22 protein-coding genes are annotated in these 18,539 nt (G+C 32.4%); 11 read left to right on the top strand and 11 right to left on the bottom strand.

Going from position 1 to position 18,539, the window contains the following annotated elements:
* Genes CS884_RS08700 through celB form a run of 3 tightly spaced genes read left to right on the top strand, consistent with a single transcriptional unit; the run spans position 1 to position 2,840 of the window.
* A complete protein-coding gene (locus CS884_RS08700; protein ID WP_099321448.1) occupies positions 1-384 on the top strand; it encodes a hypothetical protein in 384 nt (127 codons plus the stop codon).
* A gap of 16 nt (positions 385-400) precedes the next feature.
* Complete coding sequence (locus CS884_RS08695) at positions 401-1,507, top strand: DUF871 domain-containing protein (protein ID WP_219350587.1); 1,107 nt, start codon at positions 401-403, stop codon at positions 1,505-1,507.
* Between the two features lies 1 nt (position 1,508).
* A complete protein-coding gene (gene celB, locus CS884_RS08690; protein WP_099321447.1) occupies positions 1,509-2,840 on the top strand; it encodes a PTS cellobiose transporter subunit IIC in 1,332 nt (443 codons plus the stop codon).
* A 49-nt stretch (positions 2,841-2,889) separates the two neighbouring features.
* Here celB and CS884_RS08685 read toward each other — a convergent pair whose 3' ends face one another.
* Positions 2,890-3,402 (bottom strand): sigma-70 family RNA polymerase sigma factor, encoded by a 513-nt coding sequence (locus CS884_RS08685; RefSeq protein ID WP_099321446.1) that lies wholly within the window; start codon positions 3,400-3,402, stop codon positions 2,890-2,892.
* A gap of 735 nt (positions 3,403-4,137) precedes the next feature.
* Here CS884_RS08685 and CS884_RS08675 point away from each other — a divergent pair.
* Together CS884_RS08675 and CS884_RS08670 are read left to right on the top strand one after the other, a co-directional pair.
* Entirely contained in the window at positions 4,138-4,275 is a 138-nt protein-coding gene (locus CS884_RS08675; RefSeq protein WP_099321444.1) for a YvrJ family protein, read from the top strand.
* 9 nt (positions 4,276-4,284) lie between these two features.
* The gene (locus CS884_RS08670) at positions 4,285-4,965 is read left to right on the top strand and encodes a peptidoglycan amidohydrolase family protein (RefSeq protein ID WP_099321443.1); all 681 of its coding nucleotides are present in this window, start codon (positions 4,285-4,287) and stop codon (positions 4,963-4,965) included.
* A gap of 55 nt (positions 4,966-5,020) precedes the next feature.
* On the opposite strand, the gene CS884_RS08665 is transcribed toward CS884_RS08670, so the two are convergent.
* The 4 genes from CS884_RS08665 to CS884_RS08650 all read right to left on the bottom strand — a co-directional run bounded on the left by CS884_RS08665 (position 5,021) and on the right by CS884_RS08650 (position 6,961).
* A complete protein-coding gene (locus CS884_RS08665) occupies positions 5,021-5,599 on the bottom strand; it encodes a TetR/AcrR family transcriptional regulator C-terminal domain-containing protein (protein WP_099321442.1) in 579 nt (192 codons plus the stop codon).
* Between the two features lie 133 nt (positions 5,600-5,732).
* Positions 5,733-5,984, bottom strand: coding sequence for a hypothetical protein (locus CS884_RS08660; RefSeq protein ID WP_099321441.1), 252 nt, complete (start codon positions 5,982-5,984; stop codon positions 5,733-5,735).
* A 12-nt stretch (positions 5,985-5,996) separates the two neighbouring features.
* Complete coding sequence (locus CS884_RS08655; protein ID WP_099321440.1) at positions 5,997-6,482, bottom strand: prolyl-tRNA synthetase associated domain-containing protein; 486 nt, start codon at positions 6,480-6,482, stop codon at positions 5,997-5,999.
* Positions 6,482-6,961: a dihydrofolate reductase gene (locus tag CS884_RS08650; protein WP_099321439.1), complete on the bottom strand. Its 480-nt coding sequence runs from the start codon at positions 6,959-6,961 to the stop codon at positions 6,482-6,484. The genes CS884_RS08655 and CS884_RS08650 overlap by 1 nt, the downstream gene beginning before the upstream one ends.
* 283 nt (positions 6,962-7,244) lie before the next feature.
* Here CS884_RS08650 and CS884_RS08645 point away from each other — a divergent pair, with 283 nt between their 5' ends.
* The 6 genes from CS884_RS08645 to CS884_RS08620 all read left to right on the top strand — a co-directional run bounded on the left by CS884_RS08645 (position 7,245) and on the right by CS884_RS08620 (position 13,441).
* Positions 7,245-8,570, top strand: coding sequence for a PTS ascorbate transporter subunit IIC (locus tag CS884_RS08645; RefSeq protein WP_099321438.1), 1,326 nt, complete (start codon positions 7,245-7,247; stop codon positions 8,568-8,570).
* Positions 8,571-8,655: 85 nt separating this feature from the next.
* On the top strand, positions 8,656-9,150 hold the full coding sequence (locus tag CS884_RS08640; RefSeq protein WP_099321437.1) for a hypothetical protein: 495 nt from the start codon (positions 8,656-8,658) through the stop codon (positions 9,148-9,150).
* A 62-nt stretch (positions 9,151-9,212) separates the two neighbouring features.
* The gene (locus tag CS884_RS08635; protein ID WP_099321436.1) at positions 9,213-10,346 is read left to right on the top strand and encodes an SIS domain-containing protein; all 1,134 of its coding nucleotides are present in this window, start codon (positions 9,213-9,215) and stop codon (positions 10,344-10,346) included.
* A 61-nt stretch (positions 10,347-10,407) separates the two neighbouring features.
* Entirely contained in the window at positions 10,408-11,535 is a 1,128-nt protein-coding gene (gene nagA, locus CS884_RS08630; protein WP_099321435.1) for an N-acetylglucosamine-6-phosphate deacetylase, read from the top strand.
* Entirely contained in the window at positions 11,532-12,458 is a 927-nt protein-coding gene (locus CS884_RS08625) for a hexose kinase (RefSeq protein ID WP_099321434.1), read from the top strand. Before nagA ends, CS884_RS08625 begins: the two co-directional genes overlap by 4 nt.
* Positions 12,458-13,441 (top strand): tagatose 1,6-diphosphate aldolase, encoded by a 984-nt coding sequence (locus CS884_RS08620; RefSeq protein ID WP_099321433.1) that lies wholly within the window; start codon positions 12,458-12,460, stop codon positions 13,439-13,441. The genes CS884_RS08625 and CS884_RS08620 overlap by 1 nt, the downstream gene beginning before the upstream one ends.
* A gap of 45 nt (positions 13,442-13,486) precedes the next feature.
* Here CS884_RS08620 and CS884_RS10660 read toward each other — a convergent pair whose 3' ends face one another.
* The 6 genes from CS884_RS10660 to sufC are packed head-to-tail and all read right to left on the bottom strand — an operon-like array spanning position 13,487 to position 18,494.
* Positions 13,487-13,663: a hypothetical protein gene (locus CS884_RS10660; RefSeq protein ID WP_180753321.1), complete on the bottom strand. Its 177-nt coding sequence runs from the start codon at positions 13,661-13,663 to the stop codon at positions 13,487-13,489.
* A gap of 1 nt (position 13,664) precedes the next feature.
* Positions 13,665-14,084 carry a Fe-S cluster assembly sulfur transfer protein SufU gene (sufU, locus tag CS884_RS08615; protein ID WP_099321432.1) on the bottom strand — a complete coding sequence of 140 codons (420 nt, stop codon included), beginning with the start codon at positions 14,082-14,084 and terminating at the stop codon, positions 13,665-13,667.
* Entirely contained in the window at positions 14,085-15,305 is a 1,221-nt protein-coding gene (locus CS884_RS08610) for a cysteine desulfurase (RefSeq protein ID WP_099321431.1), read from the bottom strand.
* 1 nt (position 15,306) lies between these two features.
* A complete protein-coding gene (locus tag CS884_RS08605; protein WP_099321430.1) occupies positions 15,307-16,347 on the bottom strand; it encodes a SufD family Fe-S cluster assembly protein in 1,041 nt (346 codons plus the stop codon).
* Positions 16,347-17,759 (bottom strand): Fe-S cluster assembly protein SufB, encoded by a 1,413-nt coding sequence (sufB, locus tag CS884_RS08600; protein ID WP_099321429.1) that lies wholly within the window; start codon positions 17,757-17,759, stop codon positions 16,347-16,349. The genes CS884_RS08605 and sufB overlap by 1 nt, the downstream gene beginning before the upstream one ends.
* Before the next feature lie 3 nt (positions 17,760-17,762).
* Positions 17,763-18,494 carry a Fe-S cluster assembly ATPase SufC gene (sufC, locus tag CS884_RS08595; RefSeq protein ID WP_099321428.1) on the bottom strand — a complete coding sequence of 244 codons (732 nt, stop codon included), beginning with the start codon at positions 18,492-18,494 and terminating at the stop codon, positions 17,763-17,765.
* Positions 18,495-18,539 lie beyond the last annotated feature (45 nt).

Raw genomic sequence — 18,539 nt, 5'->3', positions numbered from 1 at the left:
ATGAACGAAAAAACGGAAAGAGCTAATAATTTTAAGAAATTTAACAAATATTTTTTTATTAGATATGTTCTAACTATAGTATTTTTCCTAACTTTGTATTGTATTGTTGGCTTATATATAAAAAAAGCATATATAAGCATGACATTGCTAATGGTTTTAAATGGCATTATTCTTAAAATTCATTTTAGCATAGCACAAATCATAAATGGGAAAAATTTAGATTTTGATAAAATTAAAAGATACTTATATATTAATCTTTTTTTGGCAATGACAAATGCTATTGTTTTGTTAATGAGTAAGTATATAGCAATGATGGTAATGATGCTTGTATCATCTTTTTTGATAATTCTTTGCATCATGAAAATAGTTAAGATTAATAGATGAAGATAAGGAGGAATTAGTGGAGAGAAAACTTGGAATATCGATATATCCTGACAAATCCGATATAGATGAAATGAAAGAATATATTGACAAGATGTCTAAATATGGCTATAAGAGGATTTTTTCTAATCTTTTGCTCTCTAACAAAGACAAAAAGGAAATAGAAAATACTTTCAAAGAGATCTTTAAATATGCTAAAAATAGGGATTTTGAAATAATAGTTGATACAAATGAAGAAATTTTCAAAATCTTTGATGTAAAAATAGACGATTTGAGCTTTTTCAAAAAAATCGGAGCAGACGGAATTAGGATTGATGGAGGTTTTAATAATCTTCAAAAAGCTCGCCTAAGTCAAAATAAGGAAAATTTAAAAATTGAGATAAATATGTCATCAGTAGATCATTGCATAGATGAAATATTTGACTATGGACCAAACAGATTTAATCTTTTGGGTTGTCATAATTTTTATCCACAAAGACATAGTGGAATTTCCTTAGAATTCTTTAGAGAAAATTCAATTAAATTTAATCAAAAGAAGATAAGAACGGCGGCATTTATATCTTCACAAAACAAAGATGCTTTTGGACCATGGCCAATAACTGAGGGTTTGCCAAGTCTTGAAATGCATAGAGATTTGCCGATGGATGTGCAATTAAAGCATCTTATATTAATGGATCTTTGCGATGATATTATTATTTCTAATTGTTACCCAACCGATGATGAACTGGATAAAATCAAAAATATATCGCTAACAGAAGCAAGTTTTGATGTAGAATTGCTAGCAGATGTTCCTGATATAATGAAAAAAATAGTTCTTGAATCTGATTTATACTATAGAGGTGATATTTCTGATTATTTGATAAGATCTACAAACACTGTAAGAGAATATGAACAGTATGATATTCCAATATTTAATCCAAAAGAACATATAGAAAAAGGATCAGTTATTATAAATTCCAATGAATATGGACAGTATAAGGGAGAGTTAGAAATAGCCAAGGAAGATTTTGTAAATACTGGCAAATCTAATGTTGTAGGAAAAATTAGAGATGAAGAAATATTTTTATTGGATTATTTGAAAGCTTGGCAAAAATTTACTTTAAAAATGATAGAAAGTGAGAAATAATATGTTTGAATTATTAGAAAAATACTTAATGAACCCACTTGTAAAATTTTCTCAGAAAAAATTTGTAAGAGCCGTACAAGCTGCTGGTATTGCAGCCATGCCTTTTACAATAGTTGGGTCAATGTTTTTGGTTTTGCACATCTTGCCTAGAGTTATTACACCTTTGCAAGGATTTTATGATAATTATTTAGTTCAATTTGCAGATATATATTTGCTTGCATTTTCTGCATCAATTGCTCTTTTGGCTTTGTACTTCTTATGTGTTATAGGATATGAATATACAAGATTAGTGGCTGAAGAAGAAGAAATTAATTTAAGCCCGATTTCTGGTATGCTTTTATCAGTATTTGGATTTTTTATTACATTGCCACAATTTGCAAAAGATGGTAGCTTGAAACTATTAACAGACTTAGACAATGGAATTATTAATGGTTGGTCAATAGGTGATGCTCCAAATAGATTGGGATCTACAGGAGTATTTACAGCAATCATTGTAAGCTATGTTGCAGTAAATGTATATAGATTTTGTGTTAAGAAAAATATAGTTATCAAATTGCCAGATTCTATTCCAACAGGAATAGCCAATTCATTTACAGCTTTGATTCCTTCATTTTTTGTAGCTGTACTTATGATTTTGGTTAATGGTATATTGATTGGCTTAGGAACTGACGTATTTGACATTATTTCAAAACCATTCTCTTTTGTAACAGGGCTTACCACATCTTGGATAGGAACTATGATTATAATGTTCTTGATATCAGCTGTTTGGCTTGTAGGAATCCACGCAAATGTAATAGGCGCATTCTTAACCCCAATTGTTTTATACAATATGGAAATGAACATAAAAGGTGCAAATATTCCTTTTGCTGGTGGCTTTGACAATGCTTATATGTTTATTGGTGGTGCTGGTGGTACTTTAGGTTTAGTTTTGCTTATGGTTTTCTTTGCTAAAAGTGAACAATTTAAGATTTTGGGAAGAGCAGCTTTGATCCCTGGAATATTTAATATTAATGAACCAATTATCTTTGGTTTGCCTATTGTGTATAACCCATTTTTTGCAGTTCCATTTATACTTTCACCAATGGTTACTGGAACTATTGCATATTTTGCAGTAAAACTTGGAATTGTAAAACCAATGATCGCACAATTTGCTTGGCCAATACCAGGAGGATTTAACGCATTTATTGGAACAGGTGGAGATTGGAAAGCCTTTGTACTTGCTATAATTACTTTTGCAGTTTCTACAATTATTTACTTCCCATTCTTCAAAAAAAGAGATACTGAATTATATAATGAACAATTAGAGATAGAAAGACAAAAATCTGAAAATTAAAATAAAATTAGAGAGTAGCGGAGCTAGTAAATACTAACTCCGTTTTTTTCTATTTTTCCTTTAAAATTTGTCTTAATTTTTTAAGGGCCAAAGAATTTCTATTTGCGATTGTTTTTGGGGAAAGATTTAGCTTTTCTCCTATTTCTTTATTGGTCATATTAAGATAATATTTCATTTTTACAATGTTTTGATATTTGCTATCTAATTTATTTATAGCATTATGCAAATTTTTGTTTTTTTCATCTTCCAATAAATCTTTTTCTATATCTATATCCGACATAAGTCCATCTATTAGCGGATTTCCATTTTCATCGCACAGATACAAACTTATAGGGATTTCCTTTTTACTTTTGTCTAGAAAATGGTATCTAAGCTGATTTTTTAGATAATTTCCAAAAGTTCCCTTACTTTGGTCATATGTGCCAATGGCTTCTATCAAAATCATCTGCGATTCGCAAATATTTTCCTCATATTCAAAAACTCCAAATTTCCTTGCCATTGACTTTATTAGTGGCATATATTTTTCCGTGATCTGCTTTGAATTGTCTAAATTTATCTTCATAAATAACCTTTCAAAGCGGCGCCGCTATATTTTATTTGTCGACAAGTAAATAATATAATATTTTCCCCAAAAAGTTTAATCGGCTAAAAGGCGATTAGCTTGAGAAAATCTGGATATAATGGAGTTGAAATTGGTAATTTTCTTGATAAGGGAAAGCTGGTGGGAAATTTAAAATTACTAAATTTGGAAGAAAGGCTATGAAAATGTATAATATTATTAACCATGATACCTAAAAGTTCATGCATGGTTTTGACCACAAAAAAAGACGAGTTGCAGCTCGTCTTTTTTTTTATGCTAGTTATCTTCGAAATCAAGCTTCGCTTGACCATTCCATGGAGGGTCTTCCAAGAGCCAGACAGGCTTGCCTTATCTAGCCATTTGTTGATTAAGTGACCAACTATATCAACTACGATACTTACTATGATACCTAAAAGTATTCGCATAGTTTCACCTCCTCTCATGCTATGAGAGCATGATGATAACATTATTATTATATCATAATTTTTTCTGATCTTTCATTTTTCTTACTGGGACAATAAGGCCATTTTTCCTATATATAAGTGAGAGGAGGTGAATATTATGGCAATTATCTGCATTTTTAAGGAAGATGAGGAAGATGAAGAAGAAGATTCTTCTAAGAAAGAAGACTAAGGAATCTGGCTCGGTAAGTTTTTCTATTAGGATAAAAAATTTTTAGAAATTCCAAAAGTCACTTGTTAACAAACAGGAGGGAATATGGATATTACAAAACTTATCGGAGATTTGGGTTTTCCAATTGTAATAACTTTGATACTGATTTATCAAATAAATGGAAAACTTGATCAAATATTAGGAGAAATTAGAGAATTGGAAAAGAAGTTAGGGGAAAGATAAGGAGAAAATATGGCATCTGTTGATAAAATGCTTGCTTATGCTAAAAGCAAGCACCACAAGGTAAGATATTCTATGGCCTACCCAGCTCGTTTGGGGCCTTATTTTTTGGATTGTTCTTCTTTTGTCTACTACAGTTTGATTGCAGGAGGATTTTTGCCTAAAAATTCTTTTATAGGCAACACAGAAAGCCTTTATAAGTTAAAAGGTAAAATTTTTAAGGAAGTTTTTTCTTACGAAGATATAAGACCTGGGGATATTTTTATCAGAGGTTTAGAAGGAAAAAGCGCCGGCAGAGGCGGTCATACTGGAATTTTTCTTAGAAAAGGGGAAATTATTCATTGTAACGGTCTAAATAACACCGTTACCATCAACGGTGAAAGAAATTTCCTTAGATATTTCTTAGATTGTAGACGTAGTCAAAAAGAAAGATATTTTAGGCCGATGGTTGAAAAAGAAGAATCTTTTATTAACAAATCTGGAAAAGCTATAGTAAATTCCGCCACAAATATTAGGGCTTATCCATCGACAAATTCAAAAATTGTAGGTCTTTATAGGAAAGGCTCAGTCATTTATTACGATAGGATTATTGAAGCAAATGGCTATTCTTGGCTATCTTATATAGGAAATTCAAGCGGACTAAGGCGCTATGTTGCCTACAAAAATAATAAATATTCCTGGATGAGTCTTTAACAATCAACATAAAACACACTTTCCTAAGTTTGGAGGGTGTGTTTTTTTAATTTTGTTATATTTTTTTGTAGGCCATTAGAGAAGCTTTGATGGAGCTTGTGCTGATGGTTTTTATGTAGGAAGTTATTTTGGCATTTGAGATTTCGTATTTTTTGTTTAGAGATTCTATAAGTAGTCCTGCTATGGCTTCGGTTAAATACATGGTTAGGACATTTCTATATTGGGCATCAATCTTAATTCCTAGTTCTTCTTCATCTATTTTAATAAAATTTCCTATAATTTCCCTAAAATCTTTTGAGAAAAATCTTCTTAGATCTTTTTCTCCTACTGAAAATAAGATATTTTTCAAAAAACTCCTATTTTTTTCTATATATGAGAGGGTGAAATTAATGGCCATATCTATTTCATCCTTGCTATCGTAATCTTTTACAATATTTATTGCTTCTTGCTCCAAAAGCCATCTTAAAAGATCGTAAATATCCTCAAAATGATAGTAAAATGTGTTTCTATTGACCTTGCTTAGGGTGATTATTTCTGTAACGGTGACTTTGGAAAAGGACTTTTTTTCCAAAAGATCTTTTAAAGTATTGGCCAAAAGCATTTTTGTGTTGTAAGAATTAACTTCGCTTCTCATAAATTCCTCCATTTATATTAATTTACCCAAAAATTCAACAATTATCTAATAAATAGACAACTATTTAATTTTGTAGGAATATAAATGATTAAAAAAGCGCAAAAAAATGGTGCTAAGATCTAGCACCGAAATTTTATACTTGATCGAAAAATTCGACTTTTTTGCCATCTATTACTTTTGATGGAACTCCAACTTTATAAACTTCTTTGATTTTTTCGTATTCTTTTAAGCTGTCACGATATTTTAAAAATCTTTTTAAATTCATCATATTTTCGTTGATGTTGATAAATTCTTGGCCTTCAAATTTTTGGGGATTATTCTTATATTCCTCAATCAAAGACTTGCAGTGAGGGCATTTATCGCTTACAAAAATTTCTATACTCATAATATCTCCTAATTATAATTCTACTATATTTGCCTCATAGCCTATTGCATCCATGAATTTTAGCATATCATCTGTGTTTATAAATACAGTTTTTTCGTTGGTGTTAGGGTGAAAGCTCATTCTATCCTCGCCCATGATGGCCTTGTCAAAATAAACTTTGATGTCCTTATCTTCGTTATTTAGCAAGCCAAATAGGGAAACAACGCCAGGAGCAAGTTTCATTTTTTGCATTAGGGTATCAGCTGATGCCATTTTTACTTTTTCACCGACAATTTCTTTGAAATTATCCATATCCAAACGTTTTGTATCATCCATTATAACAAGATAAAAATTTTTCTTTTTTCTGTTGGTCAAAAACATGGTTTTGGTTCTAACTCCAGGCACACCCTCGATAAATTCGTCAGCTTGTTCGGTTGTTAGTGCTGGTGGGTGGTCAACGGTTTCAACAGAAATTCCTAATTCGCCTAATTTGTCATAAATCATCTTGATATCTTCCATTATTTCCTCCTATACTTTACAAATTTAAACTCTATGTCATTTTCTCGGTAAAGATCTGATTGGTCGATCTTTTTAAAATTTGGATCCTCATCAAAATTATGCAAGAAAGTGTCGGCTTTACGACTTGAGAAAATTTTTGTAATTATCGCCTCATCTATAAAGGGCAAAAACAAATCGACAATTTGCTTACCTCCAATTACAAAAACTTCTTTCTTGGAATTTTTTATGTATGCTAATAGATCTTTATAATCAAAAAACACCCTAGCATCATTTAATTTATAATTCTTATTTCTAGTTAAAACTAGATTTTCTCTGCCAATCAGAGCTTTTCCCATGGATTCATATGTATTTCTACCCATTATTACAATATTTCCATAAGTAAGATCTCTAAAATGCTTTAAATCCTTAGATATATGAAAAAGCATCTGATTATTATTCCCAATCCCCCAATTTTCATCGACAGCTAAAATCACTTTCATAATTTACCTCAAAAAACCTTCTATCTATATTAAACCACTTTTACTTAGAAAGTATATTAAGTATAATGAAAATATAATTTAAAATTAGCAGCTTTTAATATCTGATGGTATTAAGAAATATTTATTAAGTAGAATCAAAAAATTACAAGCCAGATATCATCGCAAGAGCAAATCAGTTTAAGGAAAAATTTGAAGATTTAGGAAACGTTATTTTAGTAAATAATATTCTTGATGATAATGAAATTCAAACAAAGCTATCTGAATACTTAGATGGAGGAAAACAATGACTAATTTTTTGTTAAATATAATTCAGACGCCACCAATTATTTTGGCAATGGTTGCTCTAATAGGACTATTATTACAAGGGAAAAATTTTGGTGAAATTTTTGAGGGAACAATTAAAACTGCACTAGGAATGATAATCATATCTACAGGAGCAGGTTTAATTGTTCAAGAAATTTCGCCTTTTGTCGAACTTTTTGGAGAATTATTTAATCTTCAGGGATTTGCAACTTCTTCAGAAGCTGTCGTAGGTTCACTTCAAGCAAATATCCCAATAGTTGCCTCAACTAGTTCAATTATTTTGGGGGTAGGCTTTCTAGTAAATATTTTATTAGCAAGGATAACTCCTTTAAAAAATATATTTTTGACTGGTCACATGATGTGGATATCATCTGTAGCTATAGCCTATTGCCTATATATACAAGGTTATAACGAACTAAAAATAATAATACTTGGATCTATTTTACAAGGGTTAATATTAACAATGATCCCATCTGTAATTCAAAAATCTGTAAATAATTTAACTGGAAATAATTCTTTTTCAATAGGTCATTTAACTAACATAGGTACAGGAGCATCATCTTTTATAGGGGGACATTTAGGTAATAAAGAGGATTCTGCAGAAGATATAAAACTTCCAAAACAACTTCAGTTTTTTTCTGATACAGCTGTATCAGTAGAAATTGTAATGCTATTTTTTTATCTTTTTGTAGTAATGGCAGCAGGACCTGAAAGAGTTAGTGAACTTTCTAATGGTCAAAATTATATAGTTTTTGGAATACTAAAATCACTTGGATTTACTGCAGGAGTTCTAGTTTTATTACAAGGTGTAAAATTGTTCTTAGATGAAATAGTACCTGCTTTTAAAGGGATAGCTGATAAAGTTGTTCCAGGAGCTAGACCAGCTTTAGATGTAACTGTATTATTTGCCCTTGCACCAAATTCATTGATGTTTGGATTTATTTCTGCTGTTGCAGGAATGATAGTAGGAATGTTTTTATCATCTATTGTTTTTAATGTGACTCCCTTGGTCACAATAATTGGTGCATTCTTTACTGGCGGAGTTGCTGGCATACTAGGAAATGCTAACGGAGGTAAAAGGGGTGCAATAATATCTGGATTCTTATACGGTTTCCTTGTATTATTCTTATCAGCCTTGGTTTTTAAAACTTTTGATTTTTCCTCTGCAGGAGTTAGTGGATTAGGGTTTGACTGCATTGATATAATGATAATAATGTTATTATTAAAAAATCCAATTATTGGAATACCTATATTATTAGCGTGCTACTTAGCTCTTAGCCTTATCGAAAGAAAGAGTACAAATTAGTTTGTAGAAAAATTGCTTATTCTTGAAGAAAAGGCTTGTTTGCGTTAAAATTATAGTAGAATTTGTTATAAACGGAGGAAGAATAATGTCTGTAAAAATTAATAATGAACTAATAGAAACAATGCTATATTTTTGGCAAGCTACATCTGAAGGGGAAAAAGTCGGCGAAGATTTTATTAGAGGAATTGCAAATCGCCCAGAGTTAAAAATGATTTATGATGAAAATTTTAACGAAGAAGATGTAAGAAAAGTTTTATCAGCAATTTCTAATAGAGAGCGTCTTAACGATGTTTCCAAGCAAGCAAAGAAGTTTTGGAACAACAATATGTGGATGATGGAAGATTTGGGAGTTGTCGATATGATGGTAAGCCCTGTTAAGCATTTAAACTTAGATGATATGGATAGCGAAAAAACTCTAATTTTTATCCCTGGTCATGTTGATGAATATTATGTTAAAGGCGATACAATTCTTATAAATTTCTTCAAAATTATGGTAGATATTTTTGGAGGAACTAACGAAGTTACCATGGACGGAGAGCCTTTTGAAGAGCATATTAGAAAAATTGTTAAAGAAAATTAGTTAAAGCTCGTCTTAGATCTAAGGCGAGTTTTTAACTTTATTAAATATTAAGAGGAGGAAATATGTATTTAGATTTAGATTATATTGAAAAAAATGATGCTTACAACACCTACTATGAAATTTTTCAGCAAGCAGAAAAATGGCGTGAAGTATATAGGCTTTATGAGCAAAGAAAAGAAAAGATAGAAGAGTTTTTGGCAAAAGTTGGCTCTGATGTAAAAATAATTTTTACAGGTGCCGGAAGCAGTGAATATGTAGGAAATATCTTAAATGAATATCTAAAAAGCCTTGGAACTTACAACTTTTCATCAGTTGCAACTACTGATTTGGTGTCTTGCCCATATTTGCACTTTGCAAAAAATCAAAAGACCTTGTTGGTTTCTTTTGCTAGAAGTGGAAATTCTCCAGAATCTTTGGCAGCAGTAAAATTAGGCGAGCAAATTGTTGATGATTTTTATAATATGGCAATAACTTGTGCCCCAGATGGAAAATTAGCTTTGAAATTAAAAGATGACGAAAAATCTTTTGTTTTTATCGAACCGGAAGGAACAAATGACAAGGGCTTTGCCATGACAAGTTCTTTTACATCCATGCTTTTGACAGGCCTTTTGATTTTTGATAAAAGAGATGATAAAAAAGCCTTGGTAGATGAAATTGTAAAAACCTGCCAAGAGATTTTAGCTGATAAGGAAAAAATTGAAGATTTAGTAAATTTTGACTTTGATAGAATAATTTATCTTGGAAGCGGTCCTTTGTATAGGCTTACCGATGAGGCAAGGCTTAAAATATTGGAGCTTACAGCAGGTAAAGTAGCTAGTTTATACGAATCTTCAATGGGCTTTAGACATGGTCCAAAGTCTTTTGTAAATGATAAAACTCTTGTAGTTTCCTTTGTTTCATCAAATCCTTACACAAGCCAATATGATCTTGATATTTTAGATGAAACTTATGCTGATAAAATTGCACAAAGAATAATCGCCATTGCAAATAAAGAAATCGCTGGAGATTTTGAAAAATTACTTTATAAAAACCAAATAAATGAAGATATCTACCTTGCATTACCATATATTGTAATTGCTCAGTTAATAAGCTTGATTACAAGCCTTAGAGTAGGAAACACTCCTGACAATCCATCAAAAAGCGGAACCGTAAATAGGGTTGTAAAGGGAGTTAGCATCCACGAATACGAAAAATAAATAATTTAAGCTTAGGAAAATTTTTATTTCAAGAAAAATTTAAAAAAATCAAGGAGAAAAAATGTTTTATAAAGCAAAATATATAGTTCTTGAAGATCAAGTTTTAGAAAATTTTTATATGGAAGTTTGCCATGGAAAAATCAAATCATTTTCAAAAAATCCTCCAGAAGAATTTGAAGATTTGGGAGAAATAATCGCTCCAGGTCTTGTAGATACTCATATCCACGGCTACCGTGGAGAAGATATAATGAATGCAAAAAAAGGTGCTTTAAATATTATATCTAAAGGACTTTTGGAATGCGGAGTTACAAGCTTTTTGCCGACAACTCTTACAGACTCAACAGAAAAATTAAATGAGGCTTGTAGGGTAGTAGGTGAAGAATATAAGGATGTTGAAGGGGCAAAAGTTCGTGGAATTTTCCTTGAGGGACCATTTTTCACAGAAAAATACAAGGGCGCTCAAAACGAAAAATATATGTCAGATCCTGATATAGAAAAACTTAAAAAATGGAATGAATTATCAAAGGGACTTGTAAAAAAAATCGCCATAGCTCCAGAAAGAGATGGGGCAATTGATTTTATCCATCAAGCAAACGCCATGGGCATTGCCGTTGCTCTAGGTCATTCTGATGCAAGCTACAAAGATGCCTGTAAGGCAGTAGAAGAAGGGGCAAATATTTTTGTTCACACCTTCAATGGCATGAGTGGACTTCACCACAGAAATCCGGGAATGGTTGGAGCTGCCATGAATACAGATGCCATAAGCGAATTAATTTGCGATGGCCACCATGTAAATCCAGCAGCTGCAAATATATTAATTAATGTCAAAGGTCCTAATCATGTAGCTTTGATAACAGATTGTATGTCCGCTGGTGGAATGGCTGAGGGAGATTATAAGCTTGGCGAATTTGACGTCATCGTCAAAGATGGAACTGCAAGATTAAAAGAAGGCGGCTCGCTAGCAGGTTCGATTTTAAAACTAAAAGATGCGGTAAAAAATCTCATCGATTGGGATGTGGCCGATTTATTTGAGGCTATTCAAATGGCAAGTTTAGTTCCTGCCAAATCTGTGGGCATCGATGATGTTTGCGGAAAATTAAAAGTAGGCTATGCGGCAGATTTTATAGTATTAGATGAAAATTTAGGACTAAAGGCAACATTTCTTGATGGAAAGAGAGTTTTTGGATGATTTTGACTATTACAGCCAATCCATCGGTCGATATTTCTTACCAAATAGATGATTTTAAAATTGACGATGTCAATAGGACTGACAAAGTAGTAAAAGATGCAGGTGGCAAGGGCATTCATGTAGGTTATGTCCTAAAAGAACTTGGAGAAGAAGTTGTTCACTCTGGTTTTGTCGGTGGAGTTTTGGGAGCATATATAGAAAATACTCTGCAAAGCAAAGGTCAAAATTCGAGATTTGTCAAAATAAAAGAAGATACAAGAAATTGTATAGCAATATTGCACGATAAAAATCAGACCGAAATCCTTGAAAAAGGACCAAGTATTAGCAAAAAAGAAGAAGAAGAATTTATAAAAAATCTCGATCAAATTAGCAAAGATTGTAAATTTATAAATATATCTGGTTCCTTGCCAAAGGGACTTGATCCTAGTTTTTATGAAAAAATAATAGCTTATGCTAAGGGAAATAATAAATTCGTTTCTATGGATACTTCAGGCAAAATTTTAGAAGCGATAATAAATTCAGATATAAAACCTGATTTAATCAAACCAAATGAAAAAGAAATAGCAGATGTCCTAAAAATTGAAGTAAAGAAAGAAAAACTAGCTGAAATTTTATTAGAAAAACCTTTTAAAGATATAAAATATATTATAGTATCTTTGGGCAAGGATGGAGCAATTGTAAAAATTGATAAGAAAATTTACAAGGCAAGCGTTCCAAAAGTTAAAGCAATAAATCCAGTGGGAAGTGGAGATTCATCTCTTGCAGGAGCAATATATGCCATAAGTTGTGGCAAAGACGATATTGATATAATAAAGACAAGTATGAATTGTGGCCTCCTAAATGTATTAAACAAAGAAATTGCCCACATCAACATTAAAGATTTTGACAAATATTACCAGCAAATAAAAGTAGAGGAGATTTAATGAAAATATCCAAAGAAAAATACCAAAACCTAAAAAAACTAGTAAACGAAGATGGAGCAATAGCGGCTCTTGCCATAGACCAAAGAGGTTCAATGGAAAAAATGATGGCAAAAGCAAACCCTGGCCTTAACAACCTCGATGGCATTGGCAAATTTAAAGAATTAGTATCAAAAGAACTAACAAAATATTCATCAGCAATATTACTAGATCCTATTTATGGCAAAAAAGGCATTGCAGCTAAGGATAAAAACGCAGGTCTTATAATGAGCTATGAAAAAACTGGCTATGATGAATATGAAGAAGGCAGACTTCCAAAGTTGATAGAGGCAGTATCAGGCCTAAGATTAAAAGAAATGGGAGCAAATGCCATAAAAGTCTTGCTATATTACGATTGCGATGAAAGCGAAAGAATAAATGACATCAAAAAAGCTTGGGTGGAAAGAGTAGGCTATGAAGCAGAAGCTTTAGGACTTCCATATTTTCTAGAAATAATTAACTATGATAAGGAAATAGCTGATGCCAAAGGCCTAGAATACTCAAAAGTTCGTCCAAAAAAAGTAATAGAATCAATGAAAGTTTTTGACGATCAAAGATACAAGGTCGATGTCCTAAAAGTAGAAGCTCCAGTAAATATGAACTATGTTGAAGGCTTTGCAGAAAATGAAGTTTTATTTAGCAAAAAAGAAGCCCTAAAATTCTTCAAAGACCAATCAGATGCAACAAGGATTCCTTTTATCTTCCTAAGCGGAGGAGTAAGTGCAGAGTTATTCCAAGAAACCCTAAAATTTGCCAGAAAAGCAGGCTCAACATTTAATGGAGTTCTATGTGGTAGAGCAACATGGTCAGGCGCAGTAGAAGAATTTGGCAAAAGCGAAAAAGATGCTCAAAATTGGCTACAAAGTACAGGCAAAGAAAATATAAGAAGTCTAAATGAAGTGCTAAAACAAACAGCAAGCTCAGTATTTGAAAAAATTGAATGTTAATAAAAAAATCAAAACTACCTGTTCGGTCGGTAGTTTTGATTTTTTTTAAATATTTTTTATCTTTTTATATTTTACATAAGAATTAGCAGTCATTAGTATGGCGCTTATTAAAATTATGAACCAATAGCTTTTGCCTTTGCTATATTGCAAATAGGTCAAAAGGTAGAGGAGTCCTGCTGTTATTAGACTAGTTAAAAATTCTAAATTTTCTAATTTTTTCATTTTATATTACTTGATCTAGGGTTTTCCAGCTTAATAGAGCGCATTTGACTCTTTGTGGCATATTTTGAATATTGATAAAGGCTGCAGCATCTCCTAGTTTTTCTAATTCTTCATCTGTAATATCTTCTCTTTTTATCATTCTAATGTAGATATCTGCAAGTTCTTTGGCTTCTTCTTTTGTTTTGCCTATTATCATATCGCACATAACGCTTGTTGCAGCTTGGCTTATGGCACAACCATCTCCAGTAAAGGCTGCATCTACAATTTTATCTCCGTCTGTTTTTAATTCAAGAACTATTTCATCTCCACAAGATGGATTGTGGCCTGGTTCTTTGATATCAGCATCTTCCAATTCGTGTTTGTTTTCTTGATTTCTTGAATGATCTAGGATTATCCTAGAATAAATTTCTTCCATATTCATTTATAGTCCCATTACCTTTCTAACATTTAATAGCTCTTTGGCAAAAATTTCAGCCTCTTCTTTTGTGTTGTAAAAAGCAAAGCTTGCCCTTGCGCTTGCGCTTATGCCCAAATATTTGTGCAAAGGCATAGCACAGTGGTGGCCAGATCTAACTGCAACTCCACTATTATCCAAAATTGAAGCTATATCGTGAGGATGAATATCATCGTAGGTAAAAGATAGGACTGCGCCAGTTTTGGAATTTTCCGGGTAGAAAATTTTTATATGTGGATAATCTTTTATCAAATTATAGGCGTGGCGGGTTAGGTCGGATTCGTATTTATAAATCTCATCAAGGCCGATTTTTTCCATATATTCTATGGCTTTGGCAAGGCCAATTGCTCCACCGACATTTTGCGTACCAGCTTCAAATTTGTAAGGTAAAGAAGCAAAAGAGCTTTCTTGCTCGTAGACGTATTCGATCATATCTCCACCGGTTAAAAATGGATTCATTTTCTCAAGCAAGGCTTTTTTGCCATATAAAACTCCAATTCCCATAGGAGAAAGAAGTTTATGACCAGAAAAAACATAAAAATCACAGTCTAAGTCACTTAGGTCAATTTTTAGGTGAGGAGTAAGTTGCGCTCCATCGACAATTGCTATTGCACCAGCTTCATGAGCCCAATTTACAATTTTTTTGATATCTATAATCTCACCTGTCACATTGCTTGCTCCTGTGAAGGAAACAATTTTCGTTTTTTCGTTAATTTTATTTTTCAAATCTTCATAATTTAGGGAATAGTCCTCGTTAAGATAGGCATAAATTAATTTTGCACCAGTTTTTTTTGCAACAATTTGCCAAGGAACCAAATTTGCATGATGTTCTAGGATTGTTATCAAAATCTCATCGTTTGCTTTTAGATTATCCAAGGCATAGGAATAGGCGATTAGATTTAAAGCTTCGGTTGCATTTCTGGTAAAAATTACTTCCTCGCGATTTTTTGCCCCTATATATTCTTTTATCTTATCCCTAGAATTTTCATAGGCAGTAGTTGCCACAAAGGATAGATAATGAGCACCTCTGTGAGGATTTGCATTTTGGTATTTATAATAATTGTCTACTGCATCTATTACCTCTTTTGGTTTTTGGCTTGTTGCTGCAGTATCAAGATAAATTACATCTTTTCCCACTTTTTTGCTATCTAAGTAAGGAAAATCTGCTCTTATTTTTTCTATATCCATATTAATCCCTTGTATTCATTTGATGAACTTTTTTACTTAATTCATCTTTTAACTTTTGATCCTCAATCTTGTCTAAGGTTTTTGCAAATGTCGCCTCAAGCATCATTGATTCTGCTTTTTTCTTATCAAAACCACGACTCATAATATAAAATAGCATATCTTTGTTAAGTCTACCAATACTTGCAGCGTGGTTTCCTGCTACTTCTTTTTCCCTACAAAGTAGGATTGGTGCTGTTTTATTTTTCACTTGATCTGAAAACATCATAGAATAATCGGCGATTTTGCCATCGGCTTTGTGACAACCATTTTTAAGATCAACTACGCCCTTCCAATTTTTGCTAGCCTTATCTTTTAAGGCTCCATTAAAGTGAGTTGCTGAGTCGGTTTTGTTGCCATAATGGTCATTTTCTGCCAAAATATCCAAAAATTGATCTTTTTCCTTAAAATAAATTCCTTCTTCAACTAATTTTGCCCTGTCGCCTTTTAAGATATTTTTGATATTTACAAGCGAATAATCATTGCCCAATTCTATATAGCTAATATCCAAAAATGCATCTTCTCCGATAATTGAAGTAAAAGCTAGGAGATTTTTTGATTTTTCTGGCAAATTTGTGACAATAACTATCTTAGCCTTGGAAGCTTTCTTTAAATTTACTCTAATTTGTGAATTTATATATAAATTTTCTCCACTGCCAAAAGCATTTATTAAAAAGCTTGCAGAAGAATTTTCTTTAAGATTTATATCTACTCCGCAAAGCAAAGTAGGATTTTCTTGATCCATAATAAGATCGATTGTTTCAGTTTTATTTTCTCCGCTAAGATTTCTATAAATAGAGTAATTTCTAAAATCTTTATTTTCTTTATTTATTTCGCTGCCAAGGCCGTATTCTAAGTCTTTGAAGGCATTTTCAAGTTCTTCTATGGAATTTTCGTCAGATTTTTTGAAGTATTCTTTCTTTTCATTTATAGAATGTTCGCCATCTACCCAGTTTAGGCCAGTGTGATTCCAAGCATACATTCTCATTTCATTTAGTTTACTCATCAGCCATTTGCTCCTTCTAATTCCATATCGATTAGGTGGTTCATCTCTACTGCATATTCAAGTGGCAATTCTCTGCTTATAGGCTCTGCAAAACCTCTAACTATCATGGATTTTGCTTCTTCTTCTGTAATTCCACGACTCATCAAATAGAAAATTTGTGATTGATCTATTGAACCGATTTTTGCCTCGTGACCACAGTCCACATCGTCATTTCTAATGTCAAGAACTGGTATTGTATCAGATTGTGCATTTGCTGAAAGCATCAAGTTTTCACAATCAACAGTTGAGCGTGAGCCAGAAGCATTTTTTTTCATTTGCACAAAAGATCTTGTCATTGATTTGCCTGATCCTGCTGTGATAGATTTGGTAAGAGCTGTCGAATAAGTATTTTTAGCTAAATGTATCATTGAGCAACCATTATCTATATATTGGCCATCTGATGCAAAGGTAATTCCAGTGTATTCAGCACTTGCTCCTTCTCCAGCAAGGATACTTGTTGGATAAAGCATAGAAACTTTAGATCCAAAAGAACCTGATACCCAAATAACTTTTCCGCCCTCATCAACTATGGCACGTTTGGTATTTAGGTTGTACATATTTCTTGACCAGTTTTCTATGGTTGAAAATCTAACTTCGGCGTTTTTGCCTACAAAAATTTCTACAGATCCTGCGTGTAAATTTACAACATTATATCTTGGGGCGGAGCAACCTTCTATGAAATGAACTTTTGCATTATCTTCTGCAATTATCATAGTATGTTCAAATTGTCCAGCTCCTGGCGCATTTAATCTGTAATATGATTGCAAAGGAATATCTACCTTAATTCCTTCTGGCACATAAATTAATGAGCCACCAGACCAAACTGCCCCATGTAGAGCAGCGTACTTGTGCAAGGTTGGAGGAATTGCCTTTTGGAAATATTCCTTGACTAAATCCTCGTGTTCTTTTAGGGCTGTTCCAAAGTCCATGAAAATTACGCCTTGGTCTGCTAAGTGCTTTTGGATTGAAAAATAAACTTCCTCGCTATCATATTGGGCTCCAACTCCAGCTAAAGATTCTTGCTCAGCCTTTGGAATTCCGAGTCTATCAAAAGTTTCTTTGATTTCTTTTGGTAGAGCATCCCAATTTGATTTTTTGTCAGTTTTTGGCTTAACATAAGCTGTTATATCATCCATTTTTAGCTCTGACAAATCTGGTCCCCAATTTGGATTTTCTAATTTATTAAAAATTTCAAGAGATTTTAGACGTCTAAGTCTCATCCATTCTGGCTCGTTTTTTTCGCGAGATATTTCATTTACAATATCAGCATTTATTCCCTTTTCGGTTATCTTATCGTAGGTGAATTCATCTATAAAATCGTAAAAACCACGATCTAATTCCCTTAATTTTTCCTCAATATTATTACTTGGCATAGGCTACACCCATTCATATCCACGTTTTTCAATCTCATCCATAAGGCTATCATCGCCTTCGTGAGCAATTTTGCCATCTTTTATAACATGAACATAATCAGCTTTGATATTTTCTAGTAATTCTCTATGGTGGGTTATGATTATTACTGCATTATCTTCGGATAAATAATCCTTAATGCCCTTACTTACTATCCTTACAGCATCGACATCAAGTCCAGAGTCGGTTTCATCGAGCATGGCAAGTTTTGGATTTAGCATTTTTAGTTGAAGAATTTCAGATTTTTTTCTTTCACCACCTGAAAAACCAACATTTACATATCTTTCTGCATATTCATCTGCTAGATCAAGAGCTTTCATTTCCTTTTCTAATTTTTTGGAAAAAGAAATTATTTGTGGTTTTTTGCCGGTGATTTGTTCTTCTGAAATTCTCAAAAAATCAGCAAGTTTTACTCCAGGAATTTCATCTGGATGTTGGAAGGACATAAAAATTCCACGTCTAGCTCGTTTGTCGCAAGATTCATTTGTAATATCTTCACCTTGGAAATAAATTTTCCCTTCAGTGATTTTATAAATTGGATTAGCCATTATCGAGTTCATAAGCGTTGATTTTCCAGAGCCGTTTGCTCCCATAACAACGTGAACTTCTCCCTTGTTAATCTTTAGATCTATTCCTTTTAAAATCTCATTATCCCCAACGGATACATGAAGATTTTCAATTTTTAATAATTCAGACATATCTACCTCTTTTTTTATTATTCAAATTCTTATAAAGTATACTAC

Source organism: Anaerococcus sp. Marseille-P3625 (genome assembly GCF_900232825.1).
Taxonomy (GTDB): Bacteria; Bacillota; Clostridia; order Tissierellales; family Peptoniphilaceae; genus Anaerococcus.
The sequence above is the reverse complement of the archived record's forward strand: the minus strand, read 5'-3'. Positions and strand labels throughout refer to the sequence as shown.